The sequence below is a fragment of the Marinomonas phaeophyticola genome, from assembly GCF_026966905.1.
GTDB lineage: Bacteria > Pseudomonadota > Gammaproteobacteria > Pseudomonadales > Marinomonadaceae > Marinomonas > Marinomonas phaeophyticola.
In genome coordinates this window covers 139,082-160,210 of sequence record NZ_JAPUBN010000010.1, presented here as the reverse complement: position 1 = coordinate 160,210, position 21,129 = coordinate 139,082, and the positions used below count along the sequence as shown (strand labels likewise).

Annotated in this window: 20 protein-coding genes; 7 read left to right on the top strand and 13 right to left on the bottom strand. The window is 37.9% G+C overall.

Translation table 11 applies throughout. From position 1 onward, the window contains the following. The first annotated feature begins 525 nt into the window (after positions 1-525). Positions 526-894, top strand: coding sequence for a response regulator (locus O1D97_RS03380; RefSeq protein WP_269122815.1), 369 nt, complete (start codon positions 526-528; stop codon positions 892-894). Beyond that, positions 812-1,618 carry an HD-GYP domain-containing protein gene (locus tag O1D97_RS03375; protein ID WP_269122814.1) on the top strand — a complete coding sequence of 269 codons (807 nt, stop codon included), beginning with the start codon at positions 812-814 and terminating at the stop codon, positions 1,616-1,618. The genes O1D97_RS03380 and O1D97_RS03375 overlap by 83 nt, the downstream gene beginning before the upstream one ends. A 42-nt stretch (positions 1,619-1,660) precedes the next feature. On the opposite strand, the gene O1D97_RS03370 is transcribed toward O1D97_RS03375, so the two are convergent. From O1D97_RS03370 to O1D97_RS03320, 11 genes are all read right to left on the bottom strand, one after another. Then, positions 1,661-2,521 (bottom strand): response regulator, encoded by an 861-nt coding sequence (locus tag O1D97_RS03370; RefSeq protein WP_269122812.1) that lies wholly within the window; start codon positions 2,519-2,521, stop codon positions 1,661-1,663. Positions 2,522-2,532: 11 nt separating this feature from the next. After that, positions 2,533-4,536, bottom strand: a complete 2,004-nt coding sequence (locus O1D97_RS03365; RefSeq protein ID WP_269122810.1) for a hybrid sensor histidine kinase/response regulator — start codon at positions 4,534-4,536, stop codon at positions 2,533-2,535. Between the two features lie 6 nt (positions 4,537-4,542). Beyond that, entirely contained in the window at positions 4,543-5,055 is a 513-nt protein-coding gene (locus O1D97_RS03360) for a putative pterin-binding protein (RefSeq protein ID WP_269122808.1), read from the bottom strand. A 100-nt stretch (positions 5,056-5,155) separates the two neighbouring features. Then, positions 5,156-5,341, bottom strand: a complete 186-nt coding sequence (locus tag O1D97_RS03355) for a hypothetical protein (protein WP_269122807.1) — start codon at positions 5,339-5,341, stop codon at positions 5,156-5,158. A 32-nt stretch (positions 5,342-5,373) separates the two neighbouring features. After that, complete coding sequence (locus tag O1D97_RS03350; protein ID WP_269122806.1) at positions 5,374-6,219, bottom strand: ABC transporter substrate-binding protein; 846 nt, start codon at positions 6,217-6,219, stop codon at positions 5,374-5,376. After that, positions 6,216-7,673: a sensor histidine kinase gene (locus O1D97_RS03345; protein WP_269122805.1), complete on the bottom strand. Its 1,458-nt coding sequence runs from the start codon at positions 7,671-7,673 to the stop codon at positions 6,216-6,218. Before O1D97_RS03345 ends, O1D97_RS03350 begins: the two co-directional genes overlap by 4 nt. After that, positions 7,636-8,319, bottom strand: a complete 684-nt coding sequence (locus O1D97_RS03340; protein WP_269122803.1) for a response regulator transcription factor — start codon at positions 8,317-8,319, stop codon at positions 7,636-7,638. The genes O1D97_RS03345 and O1D97_RS03340 overlap by 38 nt, the downstream gene beginning before the upstream one ends. Before the next feature lie 167 nt (positions 8,320-8,486). Next, positions 8,487-10,001 carry a tripartite tricarboxylate transporter permease gene (locus O1D97_RS03335; RefSeq protein WP_269122801.1) on the bottom strand — a complete coding sequence of 505 codons (1,515 nt, stop codon included), beginning with the start codon at positions 9,999-10,001 and terminating at the stop codon, positions 8,487-8,489. 2 nt (positions 10,002-10,003) lie between these two features. Continuing rightward, positions 10,004-10,444, bottom strand: coding sequence for a tripartite tricarboxylate transporter TctB family protein (locus O1D97_RS03330; protein WP_269122799.1), 441 nt, complete (start codon positions 10,442-10,444; stop codon positions 10,004-10,006). Between the two features lie 85 nt (positions 10,445-10,529). After that, a complete protein-coding gene (locus O1D97_RS03325; protein WP_269122797.1) occupies positions 10,530-11,537 on the bottom strand; it encodes a Bug family tripartite tricarboxylate transporter substrate binding protein in 1,008 nt (335 codons plus the stop codon). Positions 11,538-11,746: 209 nt separating this feature from the next. After that, the gene (locus tag O1D97_RS03320; protein WP_269122796.1) at positions 11,747-12,961 is read right to left on the bottom strand and encodes a pyridoxal-phosphate-dependent aminotransferase family protein; all 1,215 of its coding nucleotides are present in this window, start codon (positions 12,959-12,961) and stop codon (positions 11,747-11,749) included. A gap of 258 nt (positions 12,962-13,219) precedes the next feature. Between O1D97_RS03320 and O1D97_RS03315 the strand changes: the two genes are divergently transcribed. From O1D97_RS03315 to O1D97_RS03305, 3 genes are all read left to right on the top strand, one after another. Then, complete coding sequence (locus tag O1D97_RS03315; RefSeq protein ID WP_269122794.1) at positions 13,220-13,645, top strand: DUF3010 family protein; 426 nt, start codon at positions 13,220-13,222, stop codon at positions 13,643-13,645. Positions 13,646-13,898: 253 nt separating this feature from the next. Continuing rightward, positions 13,899-15,647: a putative bifunctional diguanylate cyclase/phosphodiesterase gene (locus O1D97_RS03310; protein WP_269122792.1), complete on the top strand. Its 1,749-nt coding sequence runs from the start codon at positions 13,899-13,901 to the stop codon at positions 15,645-15,647. A gap of 15 nt (positions 15,648-15,662) precedes the next feature. Further along, positions 15,663-17,210 (top strand): sensor histidine kinase, encoded by a 1,548-nt coding sequence (locus O1D97_RS03305; protein ID WP_269122791.1) that lies wholly within the window; start codon positions 15,663-15,665, stop codon positions 17,208-17,210. A 15-nt stretch (positions 17,211-17,225) separates the two neighbouring features. On the opposite strand, the gene O1D97_RS03300 is transcribed toward O1D97_RS03305, so the two are convergent. Together O1D97_RS03300 and O1D97_RS03295 are read right to left on the bottom strand one after the other, a co-directional pair. Continuing rightward, positions 17,226-17,864 carry a DMT family transporter gene (locus O1D97_RS03300; RefSeq protein WP_269122789.1) on the bottom strand — a complete coding sequence of 213 codons (639 nt, stop codon included), beginning with the start codon at positions 17,862-17,864 and terminating at the stop codon, positions 17,226-17,228. After that, positions 17,825-18,124 (bottom strand): hypothetical protein, encoded by a 300-nt coding sequence (locus O1D97_RS03295; RefSeq protein WP_269122788.1) that lies wholly within the window; start codon positions 18,122-18,124, stop codon positions 17,825-17,827. Before O1D97_RS03295 ends, O1D97_RS03300 begins: the two co-directional genes overlap by 40 nt. 521 nt (positions 18,125-18,645) lie before the next feature. Between O1D97_RS03295 and O1D97_RS03290 the strand changes: the two genes are divergently transcribed. Together O1D97_RS03290 and O1D97_RS03285 are read left to right on the top strand one after the other, a co-directional pair. Further along, positions 18,646-20,193, top strand: coding sequence for an alanine/glycine:cation symporter family protein (locus O1D97_RS03290; protein WP_269122787.1), 1,548 nt, complete (start codon positions 18,646-18,648; stop codon positions 20,191-20,193). A gap of 300 nt (positions 20,194-20,493) precedes the next feature. Beyond that, complete coding sequence (locus tag O1D97_RS03285) at positions 20,494-21,090, top strand: DUF4402 domain-containing protein (RefSeq protein WP_269122785.1); 597 nt, start codon at positions 20,494-20,496, stop codon at positions 21,088-21,090. The last annotated feature ends 39 nt before the right edge of the window (positions 21,091-21,129 follow it).

The window sequence follows — 21,129 nt, the reverse complement described above, 5'->3', positions numbered from 1 at the left end:
CCCCTATTACTTGGGGCGTTTGCCTATAATTACGTTTTACCTATAGCGCAGGTATTAAGCGAGCCAGTATTCTATGTTGTAATGGGCTCGCTCTATTCTCCTTCCTGTCGACAGATAAATGAAATACTTGCTTTTCATAACTAAGGCCTACCTGATCAAAAATACGAATGGCAACAACTTGACTAGAGAGACAATAGCCACCTGTATTAACACAGCAAATAAAACAGAGCCAGGCGTTTCCTATCGATGGCTTAAAAACTGACAACAGCCTATTTTACTCGTTCTCCATAATTGCCTAATACCGCTATAGTAGCCTTGAAATAACTAAACCGATTTTTTCTTAATTTAATCACTCAACTCTTACCTGATGATAAACAAAGCTCCTACTGCATTCTCAATTTTAGAATATCTTAACAATCCTTTACCAAATGCATATTTCATAATCACTATTTCAGTGCCAGAATGTTATCTATTAGAAGCGTACTATCTCATTGCGAGCAAATATAACCAACGAATGGTGTAAAGATGTCTACAGGCAAGCCAACCATACTCATAGTAGATGATGAATCCATCAATATTAGTATTTTAATGTCATTTTTAAAAAGTGATTATCGAATTATTGCGGCGAAAAGCGGAGAGCAAGCCTTTGATAGGCTAACAGACGAAATCCTCCCGGATATCATCTTACTCGATGTAGTTATGCCGGATATGGATGGCTATCAGGTATGTAAAAAAATAAAAAGTAACCCTGTTACGCAACATATTCCTGTTATTTTTATTTCTTCAATGAACAATCACCTTGATGAAACAAATGGTTTTGAAATGGGGGCTGCAGACTATATTACTAAACCAATATCCCCCCGTTGTCTTAGCAAGAGTCAAAACTCACCTTAATTTAGCTAGGGTAAGGCAGTTACTTGTTACACAAAACCAACAATTAGAAAAAACCATTCAAGAAAGAACCGATGAATTGATTCAAACACAGGATATTACGATTCTGGCCTTAGCGACTCTTGCTGAAACACGAGATAATGAGACGGGTAACCATATTCGAAGAACGCAGAATTACGTTAAAGCGCTTGCGATAGAGTTATCCAAAGAACCTCAATACAGCCACTTTTTAACTAAAGAGAACATTGATCTATTATTCAAATCCGCTCCTCTGCATGATATTGGAAAAGTAGGTATTCCAGATAACATTCTCCTTAAACCCGCTAAGTTATCTGAAAATGAATTCCAAGTTATGAAGAACCATGCATCACTAGGTGATGAAGCCCTTTCAAAAGCCGAGGAACTCTTAGGAAATGGTAATATTTCATTTTTAAGATTTGCTCGTGAAATAGCATCAGGGCACCATGAAAAATGGGATGGATCTGGCTACCCCAACGGATTAGCAGGGGAAGATATTCCCTTTTCAGCTAGATTAATGGCGGTTGCTGACGTCTATGATGCTTTAATTAGTAAGCGCGTATACAAACCTGCGTTTACACATGACAAAGCAATTAGCATTATCGAAGAAGGTTCAGGCAAACATTTTGACCCTGAAATAGTAAAAGTATTTTTAAGAATTCAAAATGAGTTCGATCAAATTGCAAATCGTTTTTCAGATAGTGACTAATTGTTAAAATAAAAATGCATTAATTACTTTATTTAGATACGTCTATGATTGATTATTAAGGATATTGGCTACTGTTTCAGAAGCTAAACGAAAATCCATACTTTCTATTTGATCAATTAATACTATAACTTGTTGATTTTCAGAATAGTGTCTAAGTTCTAAGATATAATCTAAACAACTTAAATCACCTAGTTTTAGTAAAGGAAGCACATCCATTAATATCGCTCGATAATCCCTTTTTAATTCAGACTTCTCATCCTGGACTAACAAGGTTTCATATTGTCTAATATCATATAGCTTTCGTTCTATTTTTTTCGTAAGAGATATTAATCGTTGCAATTGAAAAGACAATATACTTCTATCATATTCTTCCTCCATCATCCCTAATAACTTCCCCACTTCCACAATACCTAAGTTTAATGATACACCTTTCATGTTATGACAAATTTTCTTTCTATTAGCCGAATCATCTAAAAAAATGGTTTTTTCCAGTTGGGAAACTTTTTCCTTCAAATCATTTATATACTTAAATAAAAGAGAATAATATCTATGCACATCACCACTGACATTGGGAAGCGCAAAATCGGTATCTACCCCCACCTCCTTGAGTGAATTTAATACATTTGAATACTTACCATAGTCAATTAAAACAGGATAATCGACAGCAGGTGATGAGCTTTCAATAAAAGAACTCTTTTTATCCATAGTTAACTGAGATTGAATAATATCGAATAAATTAACGGGATTAATAGGTTTACTAATAACCCCTCTCATTCCACATTCTTTCATATAAAGTTTATCTTTTTCTAAAACATTGGCTGTCATCGCTATTATAGAAGGTGAATCATCGCCCAGAATCTGTATTATTTTTTGGCTAGCTTCATACCCGTCCATCATAGGCATTTGAATATCCATTAAAATAAGGTCAAAAGAGATTTTTTTATTTTTTCAACAGCAAACTTACCATTTTCCGCACAGACAACGTCCATGCCTTTTTCTTTTAATAGCGCTAAAACAATGGTAGTGTTAATTTCATTATCTTCAACTAATAATATTTTTTTACCAGAAAAATCAAAACAACTTTCAATATCATTTTCACTAGAAATTTTTCTTGACACCAACACTCTATTTAAATTAGAAATGACACTTGCAGGAGTAATTAGATTAATATGTAAAAAACAGTCTGGCTCAACTTTAATGACTTTATCTGAATGATTTTGATGCTTTTTCCCAAAATATAAAAGAGGGGTTGACTTAAAGTCTGACTTAAGTAAAGAAGAGAGTGGCAGATTAGAAGCGCTATTGTCAAAAGCAATGATCGCATCCAAACGAGACATGGATTCTAGATTCATCTCATTACCTAATGAGATTGACTTGATCCCTTGGGCAGCTAGTAAAGCTTCTATTTCCTTTGTCAAACCCGCCACACCAATTGTCTTTCTATTTTCAGGTTCTTTTCTAGGGTTTGCCTTGCTTATAGCATCACGATCAAGAAGATCCGTACCCGCGACTTTTAAAGGCAAGCATATAGAGAAAATCGTCCCTACACCAACTTGGCTTTCTACAGAAATATCGCCCTCCATTAAGTCGATAAACTGCTTACAGATAGACAAGCCAAGGCCGGTGCCACCAAACTCTCGTGTTGTTGTGGCATCGGCTTGACTAAATGAATCATAGAGTGCTTCTCTATAACTTTCAGACATACCGATACCAGTATCTGATACACTAATTGTAAGCGTTTGAGCATTATGACTTGCTTTTCCCACAAAAATAGACACGGCACCTGAATGGGTAAACTTAATCGCATTACTCACTAAATTCAGTAGTATTTGATTAATTCTCAGTGGGTCCCCTAAGTAGCTATCAGAAATAGAAAAATCTCTTTCCACAAAAAATAAAAGTGATTTTTCTTCAGCCTTAACATGATTCAAGTCATAAAGACTTTCTAAGAGGTCATCAATTGAAAAAAGACGTTCTTCTAACTCTAACTTACCAGCCTCAACCTTAGACAAATCTAAAATATCATTAATAATCAGCAATAAATTATTCGAGGATTCTTGTATTTTTTCTAGATAATCCCGCTGTTTATCATCAAGTTCAGTATTGTTTAACAGATAGCTTAAGCCAATAATACCATTCATTGGCGTTCTAATTTCATGGCTCATTGTTGCAAGGAAGTCGCTTTTGGCTTGAGTCGCCGTTTCTGCTTTCTCTAATGCTTCCTTTAAATTAGCAGATAATTTTTTTGAAACTAAATAGGCCTTATTACTTTCTTTCTTTTGTCTAAAAAGAGAGTGGATAATTAAAGTTACAGAAACGATTAGACACGAGAGCAATACGATTAATGATGTAAATATTGAGACTAAAGACTGTCTACTTTCTACTTTTTTAATGGCTCTATTTTCAGAAATTCCAGAAATCATTTTTTCAGATTGCTTACGAATATCATTCACTTTTTCACTAATAAGCATCATATTTTCATTTGAAACATCGTCATTAGAAAACAGTATAATATCTATTTCATTAAGAATTCTAAGTATATCATTTAGTAAAAAAATGGATTCCGGTGTTTTTTCAACAATTTTTCTGAGCGCCCCCTGATTTAAGATATTGGCTCTACTATAAAGAATTTCAAACCTAAGCCTAACCGAGTCTAAACTAACTTTTTTAGATCCAGATATAAATAATAACAATTCATTCGATAACTTCAGTACTTCAGATTCTAACTTATGAGCGGCCCAAATTTCATTTTCCGCAGCAGATGTCACTAAATCATGTTGTTTTTCATAGACTAGAAATAATAAACCAGCACTTAAAACCAAAAAAATCACACTAATAGTGGTTAAGTATCCTGCATGCAGCTTTTTTAGCACTTTATTATAAAAAAAATGACTTAATTTTTCTTTAATGCTAAGCATAATGAGTTACTCAATCTCAATCGATTTCACTTGCCACACAGAACGATTATGAATAACTTCACTATTTAACTCAGGAAACTCATCGAAAGGATAAACAACAAATAAAGGCCCTTTATCTCTAATTCGTAATACTTTACCATTTTGTCTAAAAGCCAAAATCACATTATATTTTTCTACATCTTCTATTGGTATATTAGCCGTGTAATCGTTTAAAGCCGTTATTTTCAGGATGGATCCTTGCGCACCGACATAATTTAATAAATCTTTAATCAAAACACCGCTAAAAACAGATAAACCATCTGTCCAAGGGGTTTTAGTCGCTCTTTCGCTCAATCCAATGGATTCAAGCATAGGAAGATCAAATTCAGCTTTCTCTCCACCATTATTAGTAAGCGCTATATTACCTGTCACGGTTAAGACAATAGCCTCTGTTGGCTTAACCATCGATTCAGCTAGAGTTAACGTAGAGAAAAAAACGGCTGTAAACATAATAAAAAATCTTGATATTAATAAAGTCATCTTGCTTTCCTTAAAGTCATTATTAATAAAAATATACACTTTTTGAGGGAATCGTATGTTGTAAATGTGTAAAAAAACACCAAGAGAGTCCAGCATCAACCTATTTATTATTAAGCTCTAAAGCATATTCCCACTCTTCAACGAAACGTGTTTGTTTTGCATAATCCCGACCCAATAATAACTGTTGGTTCAGCTCTATCATTCTCGTAGGGTGAGATGGACTTAACCCTTGATCATCTTGATTAAGGTTCCAATTTATCGGATACAATAAGTTTTCTGATCTCATAATATTCTGCCCTATATCGGAAAGCAGAAAATCTAAAAAGAGCCCCCTACCCTTGCTTGAGTTGAATTTTTAGGAATCAAAGCAACTCTCATTAACATCAAGGTGTAATCCGTCGGCATTATCATAATTAACCAGGGATTCTCCAATACTCTTTTATGTGCATAAGAACCCAATAAGTTATAGCCTAATACAATCCGGCCACTTTCAATATCATCAATTATGTCACTTGAGCAGCAATAGGTTTTTACATGATGGCTCCCAAATGCTTCTAATAAACGCCCCCAAGTAATGTCCGCTTGCCTTGAATCCTGACTCGCGAGTAAATAACCGACTCCGCTGCGTCGAATATCATACGTGCCTATGCGTCCTTTAATATCATTACTGTATTTTCGAATGGTTTGTAGTAATTCTTGTCTATTATTAGGGAACTCAGAGTTTGGAAACAAACCTCGATTTGCGACCATTACAATAGGTTCCATTGAAAAAGCAAAAATCTGATTGCGCCATGATGCTATTTTTGGCAAGGCATCGGTCATGATCGATTGATAACTTTGAGCGAAACCATCATTTACTAATTTCAGTTGTAAATCCATGGCACTGCTAATGACAAGCCCAGCGTTTGGTTCCGACTTTTCATTGATCACTCTATTGTATAAATCCAACGTTCCCATTTGATCGTATTTAATACTTATGTCAGGATGGGCCGCAATAAAGTTTTCAATCAATGGAGCCAAGGTTGATACATCCACAGTAGAATATAGCGTTAAGCTCCTAGGTGCATTTTCATTACCAAAAATCGACACACCATCAGCCGCAATAGAAAATGTAGCAGACAATCCATTGAAACAAATAAACAGAATAAATAGGCCGTACTTCATACTTCCTCCTCATGGTATTCCGGTAATAAAACTTCAATAGTGGTCCCTTGAGGCTCGGTATCTGTAATCGAAAGCATCGCATTGTGTCTATCCGCAATGTCTTTTACCATCGCTAGACCGACACCGCTTCCTGAAATTTCATATTGGCCTCGATAAAATCGGTCAAAGACTTTAGTTTTATCGTCATCACTTATGCCAACACCGTAATCGATTACCTTAACACCAACAAAACCATTTGTTTGGAATACATGAATATCAACCGACTTAGACGATTCGTCATCGTGTACGCGACTATAACGAATGGCATTGTCTATAAGGTTGGAAAACATTTGCTGCAGCGAAAACACATCTCCTAAAATTGAAGCGGCTGGAGCAGATGAATCGAAAGATAAATAGATTTTTTGTTGCAAGGCCGAAACGGCTAGATCCATACATATTTGCTTTACCAACCCATTCATTTCAATTTCAACAAGACCTTGGGTTTGCAATCGATGGGAAACTACCGCCTGGTTAAGTAACATGGTAACGGTCTGACTTAATTTATCGCTTTGCTGAACAATTTGCTCTAACGCTTCCTGTTGTCTTTCGGGTGTAGTTTGGTCTCGAGCATTCTCAGCAAGCGCTTTTAAACTAGAAAGAGGGGTTCGTAATTGATGAGCAGACTCGGCTGTATAATTTTCTAACTGTTCTAAATTTCGCTGTAATCGAGCCATAAAATGATTAATAGACACTTTTAATTGATGTGTCTCTTTTGGAGTATTAATCATGATCGGAGTCAAGTCACCAGGTTGTCTTGACTCCAATACATCTTCTAAACGATGTAATGGACGTAATACAAAATGGCTACCAAAAGTAATTAAAGCAATGGTTACAAAAACAATCAAGACGACGACTTGTAACGCTCTGGAAGTGATTGAAGAAGACATTTCCTCCCGAGACAATCGAGTTTGAGCCAATAAAATCCGAATAGTTCCTTGAGTATTCGGCTCAGTTAAGCCACGTTCAAGCCAAGCCACACGGATTTCTTCACCAGAAAACGCTTGATTATAAAACTGCATTTCTCCCAGTTTTGATGGCTTAGGTGGCTCTCCTTCTAATTCTTTGTAACCAGTAATAAAACCGTTTTCTGAACTGTCTACTCGATAGAAAATACGATCATCATTTGCCTGTGCCAAGGTGGAAAATACAGACCAAGGAATATCAATAGAGATTTTTCCTCGCACTAAGACAACATTTTCATCCATTTGAAGAAGTGCGCTTCTAAGCAAACGATCATAGGATAAATCAGCCAAGCGTTGGCTATAATTAAAAACCAGATTGATAACAATAATAGCGATAATGCTGATAATACCAATACCTGCGACAATAAAGCGTACACGTAAAGAAGGTGCCTGCTTTAACGCCTGTTGCTCTTCCTCAGTCAGACTTTGGTAGCTTGGTAATTTCTGCCACATAGCCTAACCCCCTTAAGGTACTAATGACCAATGAGCTACCCGACAGTTTTTTCCGTAATCGACCCACGTATAATTCAATTGCATTTGGTCCCGGACTTTCATCAAAGTTAAACAAGTGCTCTGTTATTTCATCTTTACTGAGCACACGGCCTAAATGCCCTAAAAAAATTTCCAGTAATTGAAATTCTCTACTGGTAATCGGCTGTACTTCACCATTAAGTAAAACTTGTCTAGCATCACGGTTTACCTGTAAATTGCCATGATCGGTTATGTTTTTCGCATACCCATGATGACGTCGAAGTAACGCGCGACAGCGGGCTTCAAGTTCACCAAAATTAAAAGGTTTAGTTAAATAGTCATCTGCTCCAGCATCTAACAGACGAATACGATCATCTATTTGATCTTGTGCCGTTAAAATTAAAACTGGGGTTGGATTATCGCGGGATCGTAGATTTTTGAGTACTTGTAAGCCTGACAAACCAGGTAAGTTTAGGTCAAGAAGAATCAAATCAACCGTTTGATATTTCAATATGTCCGATGCTTGCTGTCCATTCATAACTAAATCAGCCGCATGACCAAGACTGTTTAAGCGCTCACATATCGCTTCTCCAAGCACTTTCGTATCTTCTACTACTAACACTCTCATGAGTACACTCTCTACGAATAAACTACTATCGACAAAAAAGTTTGGTCTTTAAAAGCACAAAATTCGGAGCAAAATACCATTCACTCCGAATTTTATACGCTGTATAAAGTATAGTCCGCCATTGCACTAAACTTCATGTATTTTTAAACATAAACTAAATCGAGTGTTTAATCACCTGTTTTAGCCTGTTTCATTTTCGATCTCACAATAGGTCCAATGATCATTGGTAAGACTAGCCCTAGGATAGCCACCACCCACAAACCAATACTCAAACCACTATTGAAAAGAGCACCCCAATCGCCATCAGATAATACCAATGCATGACGTAAGCTTTTTTCCATTTCAGGACCAAGCAACATGCCAAGAATAACCGGCACTAAAGGTATATCGACTTTTCTTAAAATATACCCAACAACACCAAAAGCCACCATAAAATACAGATCCAAAGCACTATGGCTAACGGAATAGATCCCTACTGACGCCACCAGAGTCACGATAGGCATCAAGTATTTCGGTGGAATGCTCAACAACTTAACAAAGATGCCAACCATAGGAATGTTAAGTAATAACAATACTAGGTTACCCACAAATAAAGCGGCAATAACACCCCAAACTAGATCCGCATTTTGTTGAAATAACATTGGACCAGGAGTCACATTAAGCGATATTAACATAGCGAGAAGCACCGCCGTTGTACCACTTCCTGGCACACCTAAGGTAAGCATAGGAACGAGAGCACCGGACGCCGCACCATTATTCCCTGCCTCTGGCGCAGCAACACCCCGCGGGTCTCCTTTACCGAACTCGCCATTAGCGCCGACAATTTTCTTCTCTAACGTATAGCTGACAAAGCTTCCTAGAGAAGCTCCCGCACCAGGTAAGACACCGGCAACAAAGCCAAGTAATGCACCACGAATAGAGGAAGGAAGTACTTTTATCACATCTTTCATGGTTAATTTAAGACGATTTACTGCCACCTTTTTCATGCCATCACCAGCATGTTTTTCAATAAAGAAAAGCAACTCACTGATTGCAAATAAACCTACGATTGCAATAATGAAATCGACGCCTTCAAACAATTCTAGCGTATTGAATGTATAACGCTGCACTCCAGAAGAGATATCAATACCTACGGAAGCAATCATCAAACCTAACGCCGCCGCCATTAAGGTTTTAAATTGGTTTTTACCCGTAATACCACCTAGCGTCGCAAACGCCAATGCGAATAGAGCAAAATACTCTGCTGGTCCAAACTTGAGGGCAAACTTAGCAAGAATAGGAGCCAAAATAACCAAGCCAATAGTCGCGATTAAACTACCAATAAAAGACGCAATCGCCGAGATAGCCAATGCTTCAGCGGCTTTACCTTTTAAGGCCATTGGATAACCGTCTAAACAGGTCATCATAGCCGGTTCATCACCTGGAATATTTAGCAAGATGGAAGAAATACGTCCACCATACATAGCACCAGCATAAACAGAGGTTAATAAGATCAAAGAAGAAGTTGGGGATAAGCCTAAACTAAAAGCGAGCGGTATTAAAATAGCCACTCCGTTTGCAGGGCCTAAGCCTGGTAATGCACCAATTAAAGTTCCTAAAATAGAACCGATAATGGCAAACATAATACTTTCAGGTGTTAGTGCTACGGCAAAACCTTGCATTAATAAATTGATTGTTTCCATCTTTAAAACTCCAGTAAACCTAATGGCAGTGCTAATTCCAGCACATTATTAAAGATTAAGAACATAACCACTGAACTGATTGTTCCTGTTAATAGGCTATTTTTAGGCTTCGCACCCATTCTCCAACATAAATAAGACACAATCATAATGGCTGCAGGTATAAAGCCTAAAGGCTCAATGGCCCATGCAAATACCAAAATAGCTAATGCTACTGCAGAGAGTTCTAACAGCATTTTGGACGCTGGCCAAGCTTCATCAGGATCAGGTTTAAGGAGTAAATAAACCGCACTAATACCCAATAAGAAAGATAAAATAATAGGGAATGTTTCTGGGCCTACAGATTCACCGCCACCAAAAGGTTCAGGAAATTGAGTTGCTTCCCAACCGTAGCCAAAGGCTAAAATCAGCATAAGCATGCCAAACACGCGATCATTTAAACGCATGACACAGCTCCATATTTAAGAGTTTACAGTTAAATAAAGAGACGAGAGGATGCTCTCGTCTCTTAATATTGACTACACGGGCTAATTATTTAATTAGACCAATGTCTTGAGACAATAGACGAATGTCTAGAGTTTGATTTTTTACAAATTGAGTGAATTCTGCGCCGGTTTTATGGAATGGCATTAAACCATTTTTCGCCATAACATCTTTCCACTCTGGAGTCGTATACAATTCATCAACTGTTTTTACCCACCAATCGTATGAATCACTACTCGCGTTACCTGGGACGTAAAAACCACGCCAGTTTGGTGCAATCGTACCGATGCCTTGCTCCATTGCCGTTGGTATATGATTAAATGGCTCAGGCAAACGTTCTTCTGACAGCACGGCTAATACACGTAGATCACCAGAATCCATAAAGCCTTTTATTTCTGACACATCACCTGTGTAAGCATCAATATGGCCACCAACTACTTGAACAATGGCTTCACTCCCACCATTAAAGGCGAGATACTTGATTTTTGGAAGATTATCAACCTTGGCTTCTTTTGCTGTGATCAATACTTTTAAATGGTCCCAGCCACCTGTAGCACTACCGCCAGCGAATTTAACTGAATTTGGATCACTTTTTAGAGAATCCATTAATTCCGTTAGGTTTTGAAATTTAGAATCTTTGCTTACAGCGATAACACCATAGTCAGCTCCCAGTGTACCAACCCATTTAACTTGGTCGGCATTCATACCTGGAAATTGTCCTTGTGCAAGACGCGTTGTTGTCGCTGTACTTGCCGCCACAATAAGGGCATCGTCTTTAGAGCGTTTACTCACTGTATGGGCAAATGCAACACCGCCACCAGCACCGCTCATGTTAACAGTCTGAACGTTGCCTTTAATGTACTGTAGATCTACTAAAGTTTTACCAACACTACGACAAGTAAAGTCCCAACCACCGCCTGGATTTGCTGGAGCAATACATTCAGCAGAGCGAGCAGGCTCGAAAGCTTGAGCTTGGCTTACTAGAATAACGGTTGAAAAGGTACTTGCGACGGCAAGTTTAATAGAAGTAGACAGAACGGACTTACGATTCAGCATAGGTTATCTCCTGCTTGTTATTTTTTTTATAAATATACTAGTACTTATAGAATGTACCAATGCCAAACAAGATATATCATCAAACTGTCGCTTACCTGTCATTTGTGATTTCTTTTAGTTCAAAAAAAGACCCTTTATAAAACCCATCGTATTTTGTGACGCATGACAGATCTTATTAAGAGTCTTTTACTCTCTAATTAACAATAAACTTACCTCCCTAAAGATTGAAGGTAGGTTTCCAACTCTGCCATCCCTGTGGGTAAATCCACTTTTACACCAAGATCTCGCATCGTACATCCCAGTGCGTGCAATGCTCTAAATAAATTATGCTCTCGACATTGCTCCCCCATTTGACCAATTCGAACAATCGGCTGACCAAAGGAACCCGCAATCTCAACTTTATGTTTATGAGAAATATGATGGCATATTCCTTCCGCCGTTAAGCCGTCAGGAATAACAATACCGACAACCGAGTTTAAACGGGACTCAGGGGGAACAAATAATTCAAGCCCCATGCCTTCGATACCATGCTGTAAAGCCAAAGAACAACGTAAATGGCGCTTAAAGCGTTTTTCCAAGGTTTCTTCACAGACCAGTTTCAAGGCCTCATGTATGGCCATAATGCCCGATACAGGAGCCGTATAATGATAGCCATTATTATGCCAAAAGTTCTCGGCTAACTTAGCATCCAAACACCATTGAACAACGGGCTCTTTACGAAGCTTAATTTTACTCCAAGCTAATTCGGAAAAAGCCAACAAGGAAACGCCAGGTATGGAGGAAAGGCCTTTCTGCCCTCCTGTGATTACCGCATCCACCTGCCATTCATCCATTTTTAGCGGCATGGTACTTAATGTACAAACCGCATCAACAACCAACAAGCAATTATACTCTTTCGCAAGCTTGCCTATTTCTTTTAAATGGATGTTATAAACCGTATTGGATGTTTCACCTTGAACCATAGTAATGATCTGAGGCCGAACTTTTTCAATATGCTCTCTTACCCAGTCAGGATTAGCCGCCTCTTTTACAGGAGTGACAATTTCAGTAACAATACCACCAACACGAGCCGCCATTTGAGCCATTCGGTTACTAAAGAAACCATTTGAAATACTAAGCACACGATCATTTGGCTCAACCAAGTTTGCCGCCGCCATTTCCATTGCCGCAGACCCTGGTCCCGCAACACCTAAGACCCATTTAGAATTTGTTTGAAACACATACCGAGTCATTGATTTAACTTGATCAATAACTTGAGACATAGTCTCACCCAAATGATTAATTACCACCGAGTTTGCCTTTGCTACTCGGTCAGGAATAGGAACAGGGCCTGCACCCATCATCAATAACGGCTCTTGTGGCAAGATTTCATGTAAAGACCGCAAAGAGGGGCAAGGAACAGAAGAAACGACAGATTCACTCATGAATACAAACAATCCATTAATCAAAAAAATTTAAGGTAAACAGCATAAAATATCGATATTTTACGTTCTGCAAAATATTATCCTAAAAGTATACGCTTATATTATTTTAAAACGGAGAGTCTTTTTATAAAAAAGTCACAAACACCCCAATCAATCAAAATCCCATTACATCCTTCTCTTTATCATTGTTATACGCAGTGTTTTTTACTTTTCTCTATGGGATAATCAAGCTTAATTTAAACAGTAAAGGTCATCATCATGATTACATGCGGTATAGAAATAAAAAGCAACGAAGCCATTCTTTGCTTATTATCTAAAGACAGAGGTTTATTTCAAATTATCGATTGCCGCCAAATTCGTATTCCTCTTGTTCAATCCGAAAATACGGAAGCGATGAGAAAATACCAATTCACGTTAAGAAAACTCTTTGAGGATTACAATGTTAATCAAGTTGCTATCAAAGAACGTCCAACAAAAGGTAAGTTTGCTGGATCGTCAGCAGGATTCAAAATAGAAACCGCTATCCAACTGATCGACTCTGTTGAAGTAAAGCTAATTAGCGGTAATGAACTCAAAGAATCGATTAAAGAAAACCCATTCCCTATTCCATTTTCAGATACTGGCCTAAAAGCATTTCAAGAAGGCGCATTCTCCGTTGCCTATGCCGTAAGCAGTTCAGTTTAAGCTCAATCAGGTGGGTTATTCCTATTTAATCCACCCTCTCTTCCCATTCAACTCCAACTCCACATCTTTGTTTTAATAAACTTTAATGGAATGAGTTTGTTAAAAGCAAAATTCATTTCTACACTTATCATTAGTTTCACTATTATTAATCTAGGTTACTCACCAATTACATAAGCTTAATGTTCGTTGAAGAATATTCTGTTAATTTTACCTCTAATACTTGGCAACGAGCTTATCGAGAGAGATACGATTTATGTCAGATGATCTTATAGACTTTATGGATGAAGAAGATTCAATTCAAGAGACAGAAACAACAGTTAATAAGAGATTATTAAAAGTACTTGTCGTAGATGATGAAGAGGACATGCATTCGGTAACCCGATTGTCGTTAAAAGGTCTATCATTTGATATTTTCGATATTTCATTGATTCATGCATATTCTGGCCATGAAGCGTATCAAGTTCTCCAAGAACAAGCCGACATTGCCGTTATTTTGTTAGATGTGGTTATGGAATCTGATTTTGCTGGATTGGATCTCGTGCAAAAAATTCGTGAAGAGCTGCATCTAGAAAAATTACGCATTATTTTACGAACAGGTCAGCCTGGGAATGCTCCCGAGGTAGAAACGATTGAAAAGTATAATATTAATGACTATCGCTCGAAAACAGAACTTTCAAGAGAACAGTTGTATGCGTGTATAATGACCGCGCTACGCAGTTATGATCAATTGGAACGCTTAGATAACCTTGCATTCAAAGATGCTCTCACTCAAGTGTATAATCGAAATGGACTGATTCGTTTACTCGACTTTTTTGCCCCTAAAGACGGTTTTGATTATTCCCTTGTTATTATCAATATCGATCAATTTTCAGCATTAAATGATAATTTCGGTCCACTTCATGGAGATAACTACTTAAAAATACTCACTGATAAGCTTTCCGCAATTCATGAAATCACGGTCCTAGCCCGATTAAATTCAGATCAATTTGCTTTTTTAGTTCAATCTCATGAAAAAAACATCCCTCCTATTTTAGATAAGATACGTCAGCCGTTGATGGTGAATACCATGAAGCATGAGGTTCAGTTTGGATCAGGCATCGCGTTGTGGAATAGTAAAGTAACGTCAACCGAATTGATCGCCCATGCCACTATTGCTCTTAAAAAAGCAAAACAAACTGGTATCAATCAAGATGTAGTATTTACTGATTATATGATTAAGGTCTTACGAGAACGATCTCAAATGCTGTCTTCCTTGCAGCAAGATTTTCAAAAAAACAGACTTTTTATGGTATACCAACCCCAACTCAATCTTTCCACTAATACCGTTATAGGTGCTGAAGCATTAGTAAGATGGCAAGATGCATCAGGCCATATGGTTTCTCCTGATGTCTTTATTGAATTGGCGGAACAGTCCGGTTTTATCATTAATCTTGGAGAATGGATTTTAAGAAAAACATTCTCTGACTGTAAACCTTTATTAGATAAGTACCCAGACTTTAGAATAGGTGTTAATGTGTCGGCTTTACAATTTCTGCAGTCCGATTTTGTCAATACCGTCACTAAAGCACTTAAAGAGCAGAATATCCAAGGACACAATGTCAATTTAGAAATAACGGAATCTATTGGAGTGCTAGAGTTTGACGACTTGACGGTAAGATTAAAACAGCTTAAAGAGCTTGGAATAAGCATTTCAATTGATGACTTCGGTACAGGTTTTTCAAATTTATCTTATCTAGAAAACTTGCACATCGACCGATTAAAAATCGATAAAATATTTGTTAGTAAACTTGAGACACAATCTGGCCGAAGCATCATTGAAATGATAATCAACCTAGGTAAAAATTTAAAAATGAATGTTCTTGCTGAAGGCGTTGAAACAGAACGACAACAATCGCTTTTACTTGATATGGGGTGTGTTGAAAGCCAAGGGTTTCTCCATTCACACCCTATTTCATTAAAGCAATTAGAAATTTGGCTGCATAATAGAATAGCCTCTACATAAAATAGGAAAGCATCTATGCCACAAAGCATTCAATTTAGGTTATTTGTTTGGATAATTGGAACTTTGCTTTTTATTTTATCTGCGACTAGCTGGTATTCGTATAGCGCTAATAGAACAATGATCAACGAAGGCTATCAATTAATGCAACTCCAATTAAGTAAGCGTCTGTCACTCTCGCTTTCTAACGGTTTTTGGCAGCTGGATATGGAGTACATTGAGGATATTTTGGATGCTGAGCTATTAAATGAAGCGGTTGTTGCTATCAAAGCCAATGATCAAGAAAGCATTTCTATCAGTCGTCAAATCGGTCCTGATAACAAACCAGCACAATTGAGTAAAAATGCCATTCCTCCCCATGAAGATATATTAAAGGTGGATATAGTCCATAACAACACACACCTTGGTGTAGTGGAAGTTTTTCTCACCACGAAACCATTACGAAATAGAATTGAAAAATCTCTGTGGGGGGGACTAGCCGTACAAATCATTGGGATTATGTTCATTGGCGCATTACTCTTTTTTATATTAAAAAGGTATATTTTCACCCCCATTAACAATTTAGAGCAAGCGCTTTCGATTGCAAAAAATTTGCGTGTAAAAGAGAAATATGAACTACCTCATCAAACATTTTTAGAGTGGACCGTTCTGGTAAACGGTATTAACGAAATTATCCAAAAAATCAGTCTAGAACTAAGCTCCAGACAACAAGCCGAACAAAATGCCTTAATAGAAAAAGAGTACGCGGAACAAGCCTATCAACAGCTTATCGAAACTCAAGACACTCTTGTTCAGGTAGAAAAAATGGCAGCCCTAGGTCGACTAGTCGCCGGCATGGCACATGAAATCAATACACCAATAGGCATCACATTGACCTCAGCATCTCATTTAGAAGGCTCTACAAGAAGCCTCCATAATGCAATGTCGAATAATCAGCTAAAAAAAAGCACGTTAGACAACTACATAGAAACAGCACTTGAATCGACACAATTGATTTTAAATAACTCAAGAAGAGCCGCCGACTTAATACAGAGCTTTAAGCAAGTGGCTGTCGATCAAACCAACCAAACAAAAAGAGAATTTGCCCTCCACGAATATTTACACGAAGTTATTCATAGCTTACGCCCGAAACTTAAATTAGGTACGGTAAATGTCCACATTGAATGCGATAAAAGCATCGTTATGAACTCCTACCCAGGAGCACTATCTCAAGTCATTACAAACCTTGTCCTAAATGCCACTATACATGCCTTTGAAGACAAAGCGCTTGGAGACATAGCGATTTTAGTAGACAGAAATTTTTCGGATAAAATCATCATTAAAGTTGAAGATAACGGTAAGGGTATTCCAGAAAATTTAATACAGAAAATATTTGATCCTTTCTTTACCACAAAACATAACCAAGAAGGGACAGGGTTGGGGCTCCACATAGTGTTCAATATCGTTACCCAAACGTTAGGAGGAACCATTAACACAGTCAGTAAAGTCAATGAGGGGACTTGTTTTACCATTAACATCCCTACTGATGCACCAGAACTCGATAATGACGTAGCAGAAAGAGATTAATAACTTAAGAATTCATTAACTAGCATGAGCAACGTGCTTTTTTGCATAAAGAACCGTCAGCACGCCACCAATAATAAACGCTGCCGATACTACTAAATGCAAACTTAAAGATTCTCCGACGAAAATAATACCGCCTAACGCAGCCAGTACAGGCACTAACAACTGCAAAACCGCTGGCGCAGTCCCTTTTAGGGAAGGCAGTACAGAGTACCAAATAGCATAGCCTAAGCCAGAAGCAAGTACTCCTGACGCAATAGCAAGAACAACGCCAATTGATGTTAACTGCAGAAAATCAAACGTGATAAGTAAAAGTACCAATAGAGCCGGAATTGTACGCATAAAATTACCAAGGGTGTCTTCTAAAGGCCTTTTCGACAGTTTGCCATTAGCACTGTATAACCCCCATGCTATTCCTGAGAGAGACATCAATAAAAAGCCGGATAGTGAGGGAGTCGTTAATGTTGGGTAGACTAAATAAACAAACCCAGAAAAGGCGAATATCACCCCAGTCCATTCACCTTTAGACAATCGGCTACCAGTCAAAATATTAATCAATATCATTGTTATCTGTACTGCAGCAAAGAGAATTAAGGCACCTAGCCCAGTACCTAGAGTCAGGTAAGCATAAGAAAAAGAAAGAGCGTATAAAAACAAATAAAATCCCCCTTCCAACTACCAAATTGAGTCAACTCAATCAGATTCGTATCCTTTACTTGACCTTGCTTCACCTTATTAACTAACCACCATAAAATAACTAGAGTAATTGCACCTGAAAATAAGCGAATTAACGTAAAACCATATGCATCAATAGCACCATGACCTAGAGCCAAGCGACAGAGAATGGAATTACCAGCAAAAGCAATCAATGCCAACGAGGTCCCAAGAATTACATTTGTTGCTTTATTATCACTCATCACACACAGTCCAAATTTTGATAAAAAACCGTCCACCTTACCTTTATAAAGCAGATAAGGGGTAATTGAGTACAAAAGTCCAAAAAAGTTCCTGACATATTCGAATAGGATACGTGTTTATATATAAAAAACATTACCTCGCAAATTTAAATAGTAAAGGAAGTAAATAAGCATGTATGCTTTTTAAGTACTCTGGATGCTAACATGAGAATTTCATCATAGAAAAACCGCCCATAAAACCAACGTTTAGGACCGTCTCTATAATATTGATATTACAAGTAGGCTGGAGTAAAGTTGAATGCATTAATTCAGTAGTCATTGCAAACTATCGTCTCACTATGAAAAAATGAATGCCAACACAGAACTCAAGGAGAGTCTTTGCTTCATTTGCAAGCTACATTATAACCCCGTACCTTTTAAAAAATTAAAACGCTTTGGTCGAATAAAAAAACCACTCGATAACAACACCAATATGGCTATTTATTAAAATAACTCATCTAAACAGTGGCAAAACAATAAAAATGATTTTAAAACCGCTTTTCACCCTAATAATAATGCTTGTCTCTTCTACTTTAGTAGCTTCATCAATCGATAGCGCCATCAATGAGCTACTAACTCCCGTATCCCATTTTATTGCAGGAATTGTTTTCTATTCTATTTCAATCTCGAGTGTAGACATTCCGTTAATCGTAATTTGGCTAGTTTCAGCAGGAAGTATTTTTACATTCTATCTTGGCTTTATAAATATAAGAGGTTTCTCCCATTCTATTCGATTAGTGAAAGGCCATTACGAAGACCCTGATGACGTCGGTGAGATTACGCACTTCCAAACCCTTTCCACCGCCCTATCAGCAACCGTTGGGTTAGGGAATATCGCAGGGGTAGCGATAGCCATATCAATTGGAGGGCCTGGAGCCACCTTTTGGATGATATTGGCAGGCGTTGTCGGCATGTCATCGAAATTCTTAGAATGTGCATTAGGAGTGAAATATAGGGTTATTAATCACGATGGCACCGTTTCTGGTGGCCCTATGTATTATTTAAGTTGCGGACTCAAAGAGCTAGGCTATGAAAAACTAGGACGAGTCCTTGCCGTTTTTTTTGCTATCTGCTGCATTGGCGGTTCTTTTGGTGGTGGTAACATGTTTCAAGCCAACCAAGCCTATCAGCAAGTTGTATCCGTAACAGGAGGAGACATTAGCTATTTTGCCGATAAAGGCTGGCTTTTTGGTCTTATTTTATCTTTTCTTGTTGCTTGCGTAATTATTGGCGGACTAAATTCTATCGCAAAAGTAACCTCTAAAATCGTACCATTTATGGGCATTGTCTACTGTCTATCGTGTCTTGTGGTGATCACAATGAATTACTCACAGATACCGAGTGCCTTTATCGCGATTTTTCAAGGGGCCTTTTACCCTGAAGGCATTGCCGGTGGTTTCTTAGGTGTTCTCATTCAAGGATTTAGGCGAGCGGCCTTCTCCAATGAAGCGGGCATTGGTTCTTCATCCATTGCTCACTCAGCCGCCACAACAAAAGAACCCATTAGCGAAGGCTTTGTCGCTTTATTAGAACCCTTTATCGACACTATCGTGATCTGTACCATGACCGCGTTAGTGATTGTCATTACCGGTACTTATAAAAATGAACTCGGACTAAGTGGCGTTCAATTAACTTCAAGTGCATTTGAAAGTGCGTTTTCATGGTTCCCTTATGTATTAGCCATTTCCGTTCTTCTGTTTGCTTTTTCAACCATGATTTCTTGGTCTTATTATGGCGCTAAAGCATGGTCGTATTTATTTGGATACAGTATAAAGTCAGATGTATCTTATAAGTTATTTTTTTGCTTTTTCATTGTCATTGGCTGCTCTATGAGCCTAGACCCTATTATTGATATTTCAGATGCCATGATATTTGCAATGAGTTTCGCCAATATTATTGGACTCTTCTTATTAGCCCCAAGAATTAGATGGGATTTAAAAGACTACATGAACCGCTTAAAAGGGGGTGAGATTAAAGATTTTCAAGAGAAAAGAACCGCAAGACTAAGAAGCACAATGGATTTTGACTGATCGCTTTTTAGTTTAAACCTAAAAGCATTTGTTCAGAACTTATTTTAGAAGGCAGTTTGGTCTGTTATTAATAACAAACAGACCATAAATATAATCAAATGGTTAAAGAAACACTTTTTCCTGCCGATAAGCGTAGGTGCATGTTTCATAATAGGAATTTAATTAGCGTATTCTTCATAAAGAACTATAATTGACAATATTCTATAAAGATCTTGAAAGGCATGTATTTATATAGACCAGATAATCTTAGTTTCTAAGATTCATCCGTCGCAACTTTCTATCACACAAAAGGTACTCTTTATGGTTATCAAAAAGACACAAAAGCATATTGTAATTGGTTCCATTTTTCTTGGTGCTGCCTCATTTTCTATGGCTGAGACAGTGAACACAACAGCTACAGTGACGGTACAAAACGCTTTCAACTTAGTTGAAGCGACACCATTTACTGTTGGTACAATCAGGGCAACAGCTGACCCAGCTGGCACCGAAACGGCGACAGTAGTTATTCCTGCAGATGGATCCGCTCCAACAGCGGCAACGTCTGGTGCTCCGGCGGCTGTATCAGTATTAACCGCTGGCACTCCAGCGACCTATACTGTAGACAGTGCTGCAGGTTTCACTAGCTTAACGCTAACGCTTCCTGCGGCTCCAATAAACCTCACTGCGGCGGCTGCACCTCCAGGCACACCAAAGTTCACCCTAGGTACATTTACTGGTTATATTACTAGCGGTCCAAATAACGGTACAGCTTATGCTGCGGCAAACTTGCAAACGGATGCGACGGGGGCGGTTTCTTTTTCTGTTGGTGCAACATTAACAACCGATGCAGCCGCTTCTACATCACCTTATATTGATGGTGACTACACAGGCACTTTCCCTGTAATCGTTATTTATTAATAGGTTACCTTGCAGAATCGAAGCATTAGGCTAATATAA

What these genes read in the sequence shown, in the direction of transcription:
- O1D97_RS03380 (WP_269122815.1), top strand. Translation starts at nt 526, where the DNA reads ATGTCTACAGGCAAGCCAACCATACTCATAGTAGATGATGAATCCATC.
- O1D97_RS03375 (WP_269122814.1), top strand. Translation starts at nt 812, where the DNA reads ATGGTTTTGAAATGGGGGCTGCAGACTATATTACTAAACCAATATCCC.
- O1D97_RS03370 (WP_269122812.1), bottom strand. Translation starts at nt 2,521, where the DNA reads ATGCCTATGATGGACGGGTATGAAGCTAGCCAAAAAATAATACAGATT.
- O1D97_RS03365 (WP_269122810.1), bottom strand. Translation starts at nt 4,536, where the DNA reads ATGCTTAGCATTAAAGAAAAATTAAGTCATTTTTTTTATAATAAAGTG.
- O1D97_RS03360 (WP_269122808.1), bottom strand. Translation starts at nt 5,055, where the DNA reads ATGACTTTATTAATATCAAGATTTTTTATTATGTTTACAGCCGTTTTT.
- O1D97_RS03355 (WP_269122807.1), bottom strand. Translation starts at nt 5,341, where the DNA reads ATGAGATCAGAAAACTTATTGTATCCGATAAATTGGAACCTTAATCAA.
- O1D97_RS03350 (WP_269122806.1), bottom strand. Translation starts at nt 6,219, where the DNA reads ATGAAGTACGGCCTATTTATTCTGTTTATTTGTTTCAATGGATTGTCT.
- O1D97_RS03345 (WP_269122805.1), bottom strand. Translation starts at nt 7,673, where the DNA reads ATGTGGCAGAAATTACCAAGCTACCAAAGTCTGACTGAGGAAGAGCAA.
- O1D97_RS03340 (WP_269122803.1), bottom strand. Translation starts at nt 8,319, where the DNA reads ATGAGAGTGTTAGTAGTAGAAGATACGAAAGTGCTTGGAGAAGCGATA.
- O1D97_RS03335 (WP_269122801.1), bottom strand. Translation starts at nt 10,001, where the DNA reads ATGGAAACAATCAATTTATTAATGCAAGGTTTTGCCGTAGCACTAACA.
- O1D97_RS03330 (WP_269122799.1), bottom strand. Translation starts at nt 10,444, where the DNA reads ATGCGTTTAAATGATCGCGTGTTTGGCATGCTTATGCTGATTTTAGCC.
- O1D97_RS03325 (WP_269122797.1), bottom strand. Translation starts at nt 11,537, where the DNA reads ATGCTGAATCGTAAGTCCGTTCTGTCTACTTCTATTAAACTTGCCGTC.
- O1D97_RS03320 (WP_269122796.1), bottom strand. Translation starts at nt 12,961, where the DNA reads ATGAGTGAATCTGTCGTTTCTTCTGTTCCTTGCCCCTCTTTGCGGTCT.
- O1D97_RS03315 (WP_269122794.1), top strand. Translation starts at nt 13,220, where the DNA reads ATGATTACATGCGGTATAGAAATAAAAAGCAACGAAGCCATTCTTTGC.
- O1D97_RS03310 (WP_269122792.1), top strand. Translation starts at nt 13,899, where the DNA reads ATGTCAGATGATCTTATAGACTTTATGGATGAAGAAGATTCAATTCAA.
- O1D97_RS03305 (WP_269122791.1), top strand. Translation starts at nt 15,663, where the DNA reads ATGCCACAAAGCATTCAATTTAGGTTATTTGTTTGGATAATTGGAACT.
- O1D97_RS03295 (WP_269122788.1), bottom strand. Translation starts at nt 18,124, where the DNA reads ATGAGTGATAATAAAGCAACAAATGTAATTCTTGGGACCTCGTTGGCA.
- O1D97_RS03290 (WP_269122787.1), top strand. Translation starts at nt 18,646, where the DNA reads ATGATTTTAAAACCGCTTTTCACCCTAATAATAATGCTTGTCTCTTCT.
- O1D97_RS03285 (WP_269122785.1), top strand. Translation starts at nt 20,494, where the DNA reads ATGGTTATCAAAAAGACACAAAAGCATATTGTAATTGGTTCCATTTTT.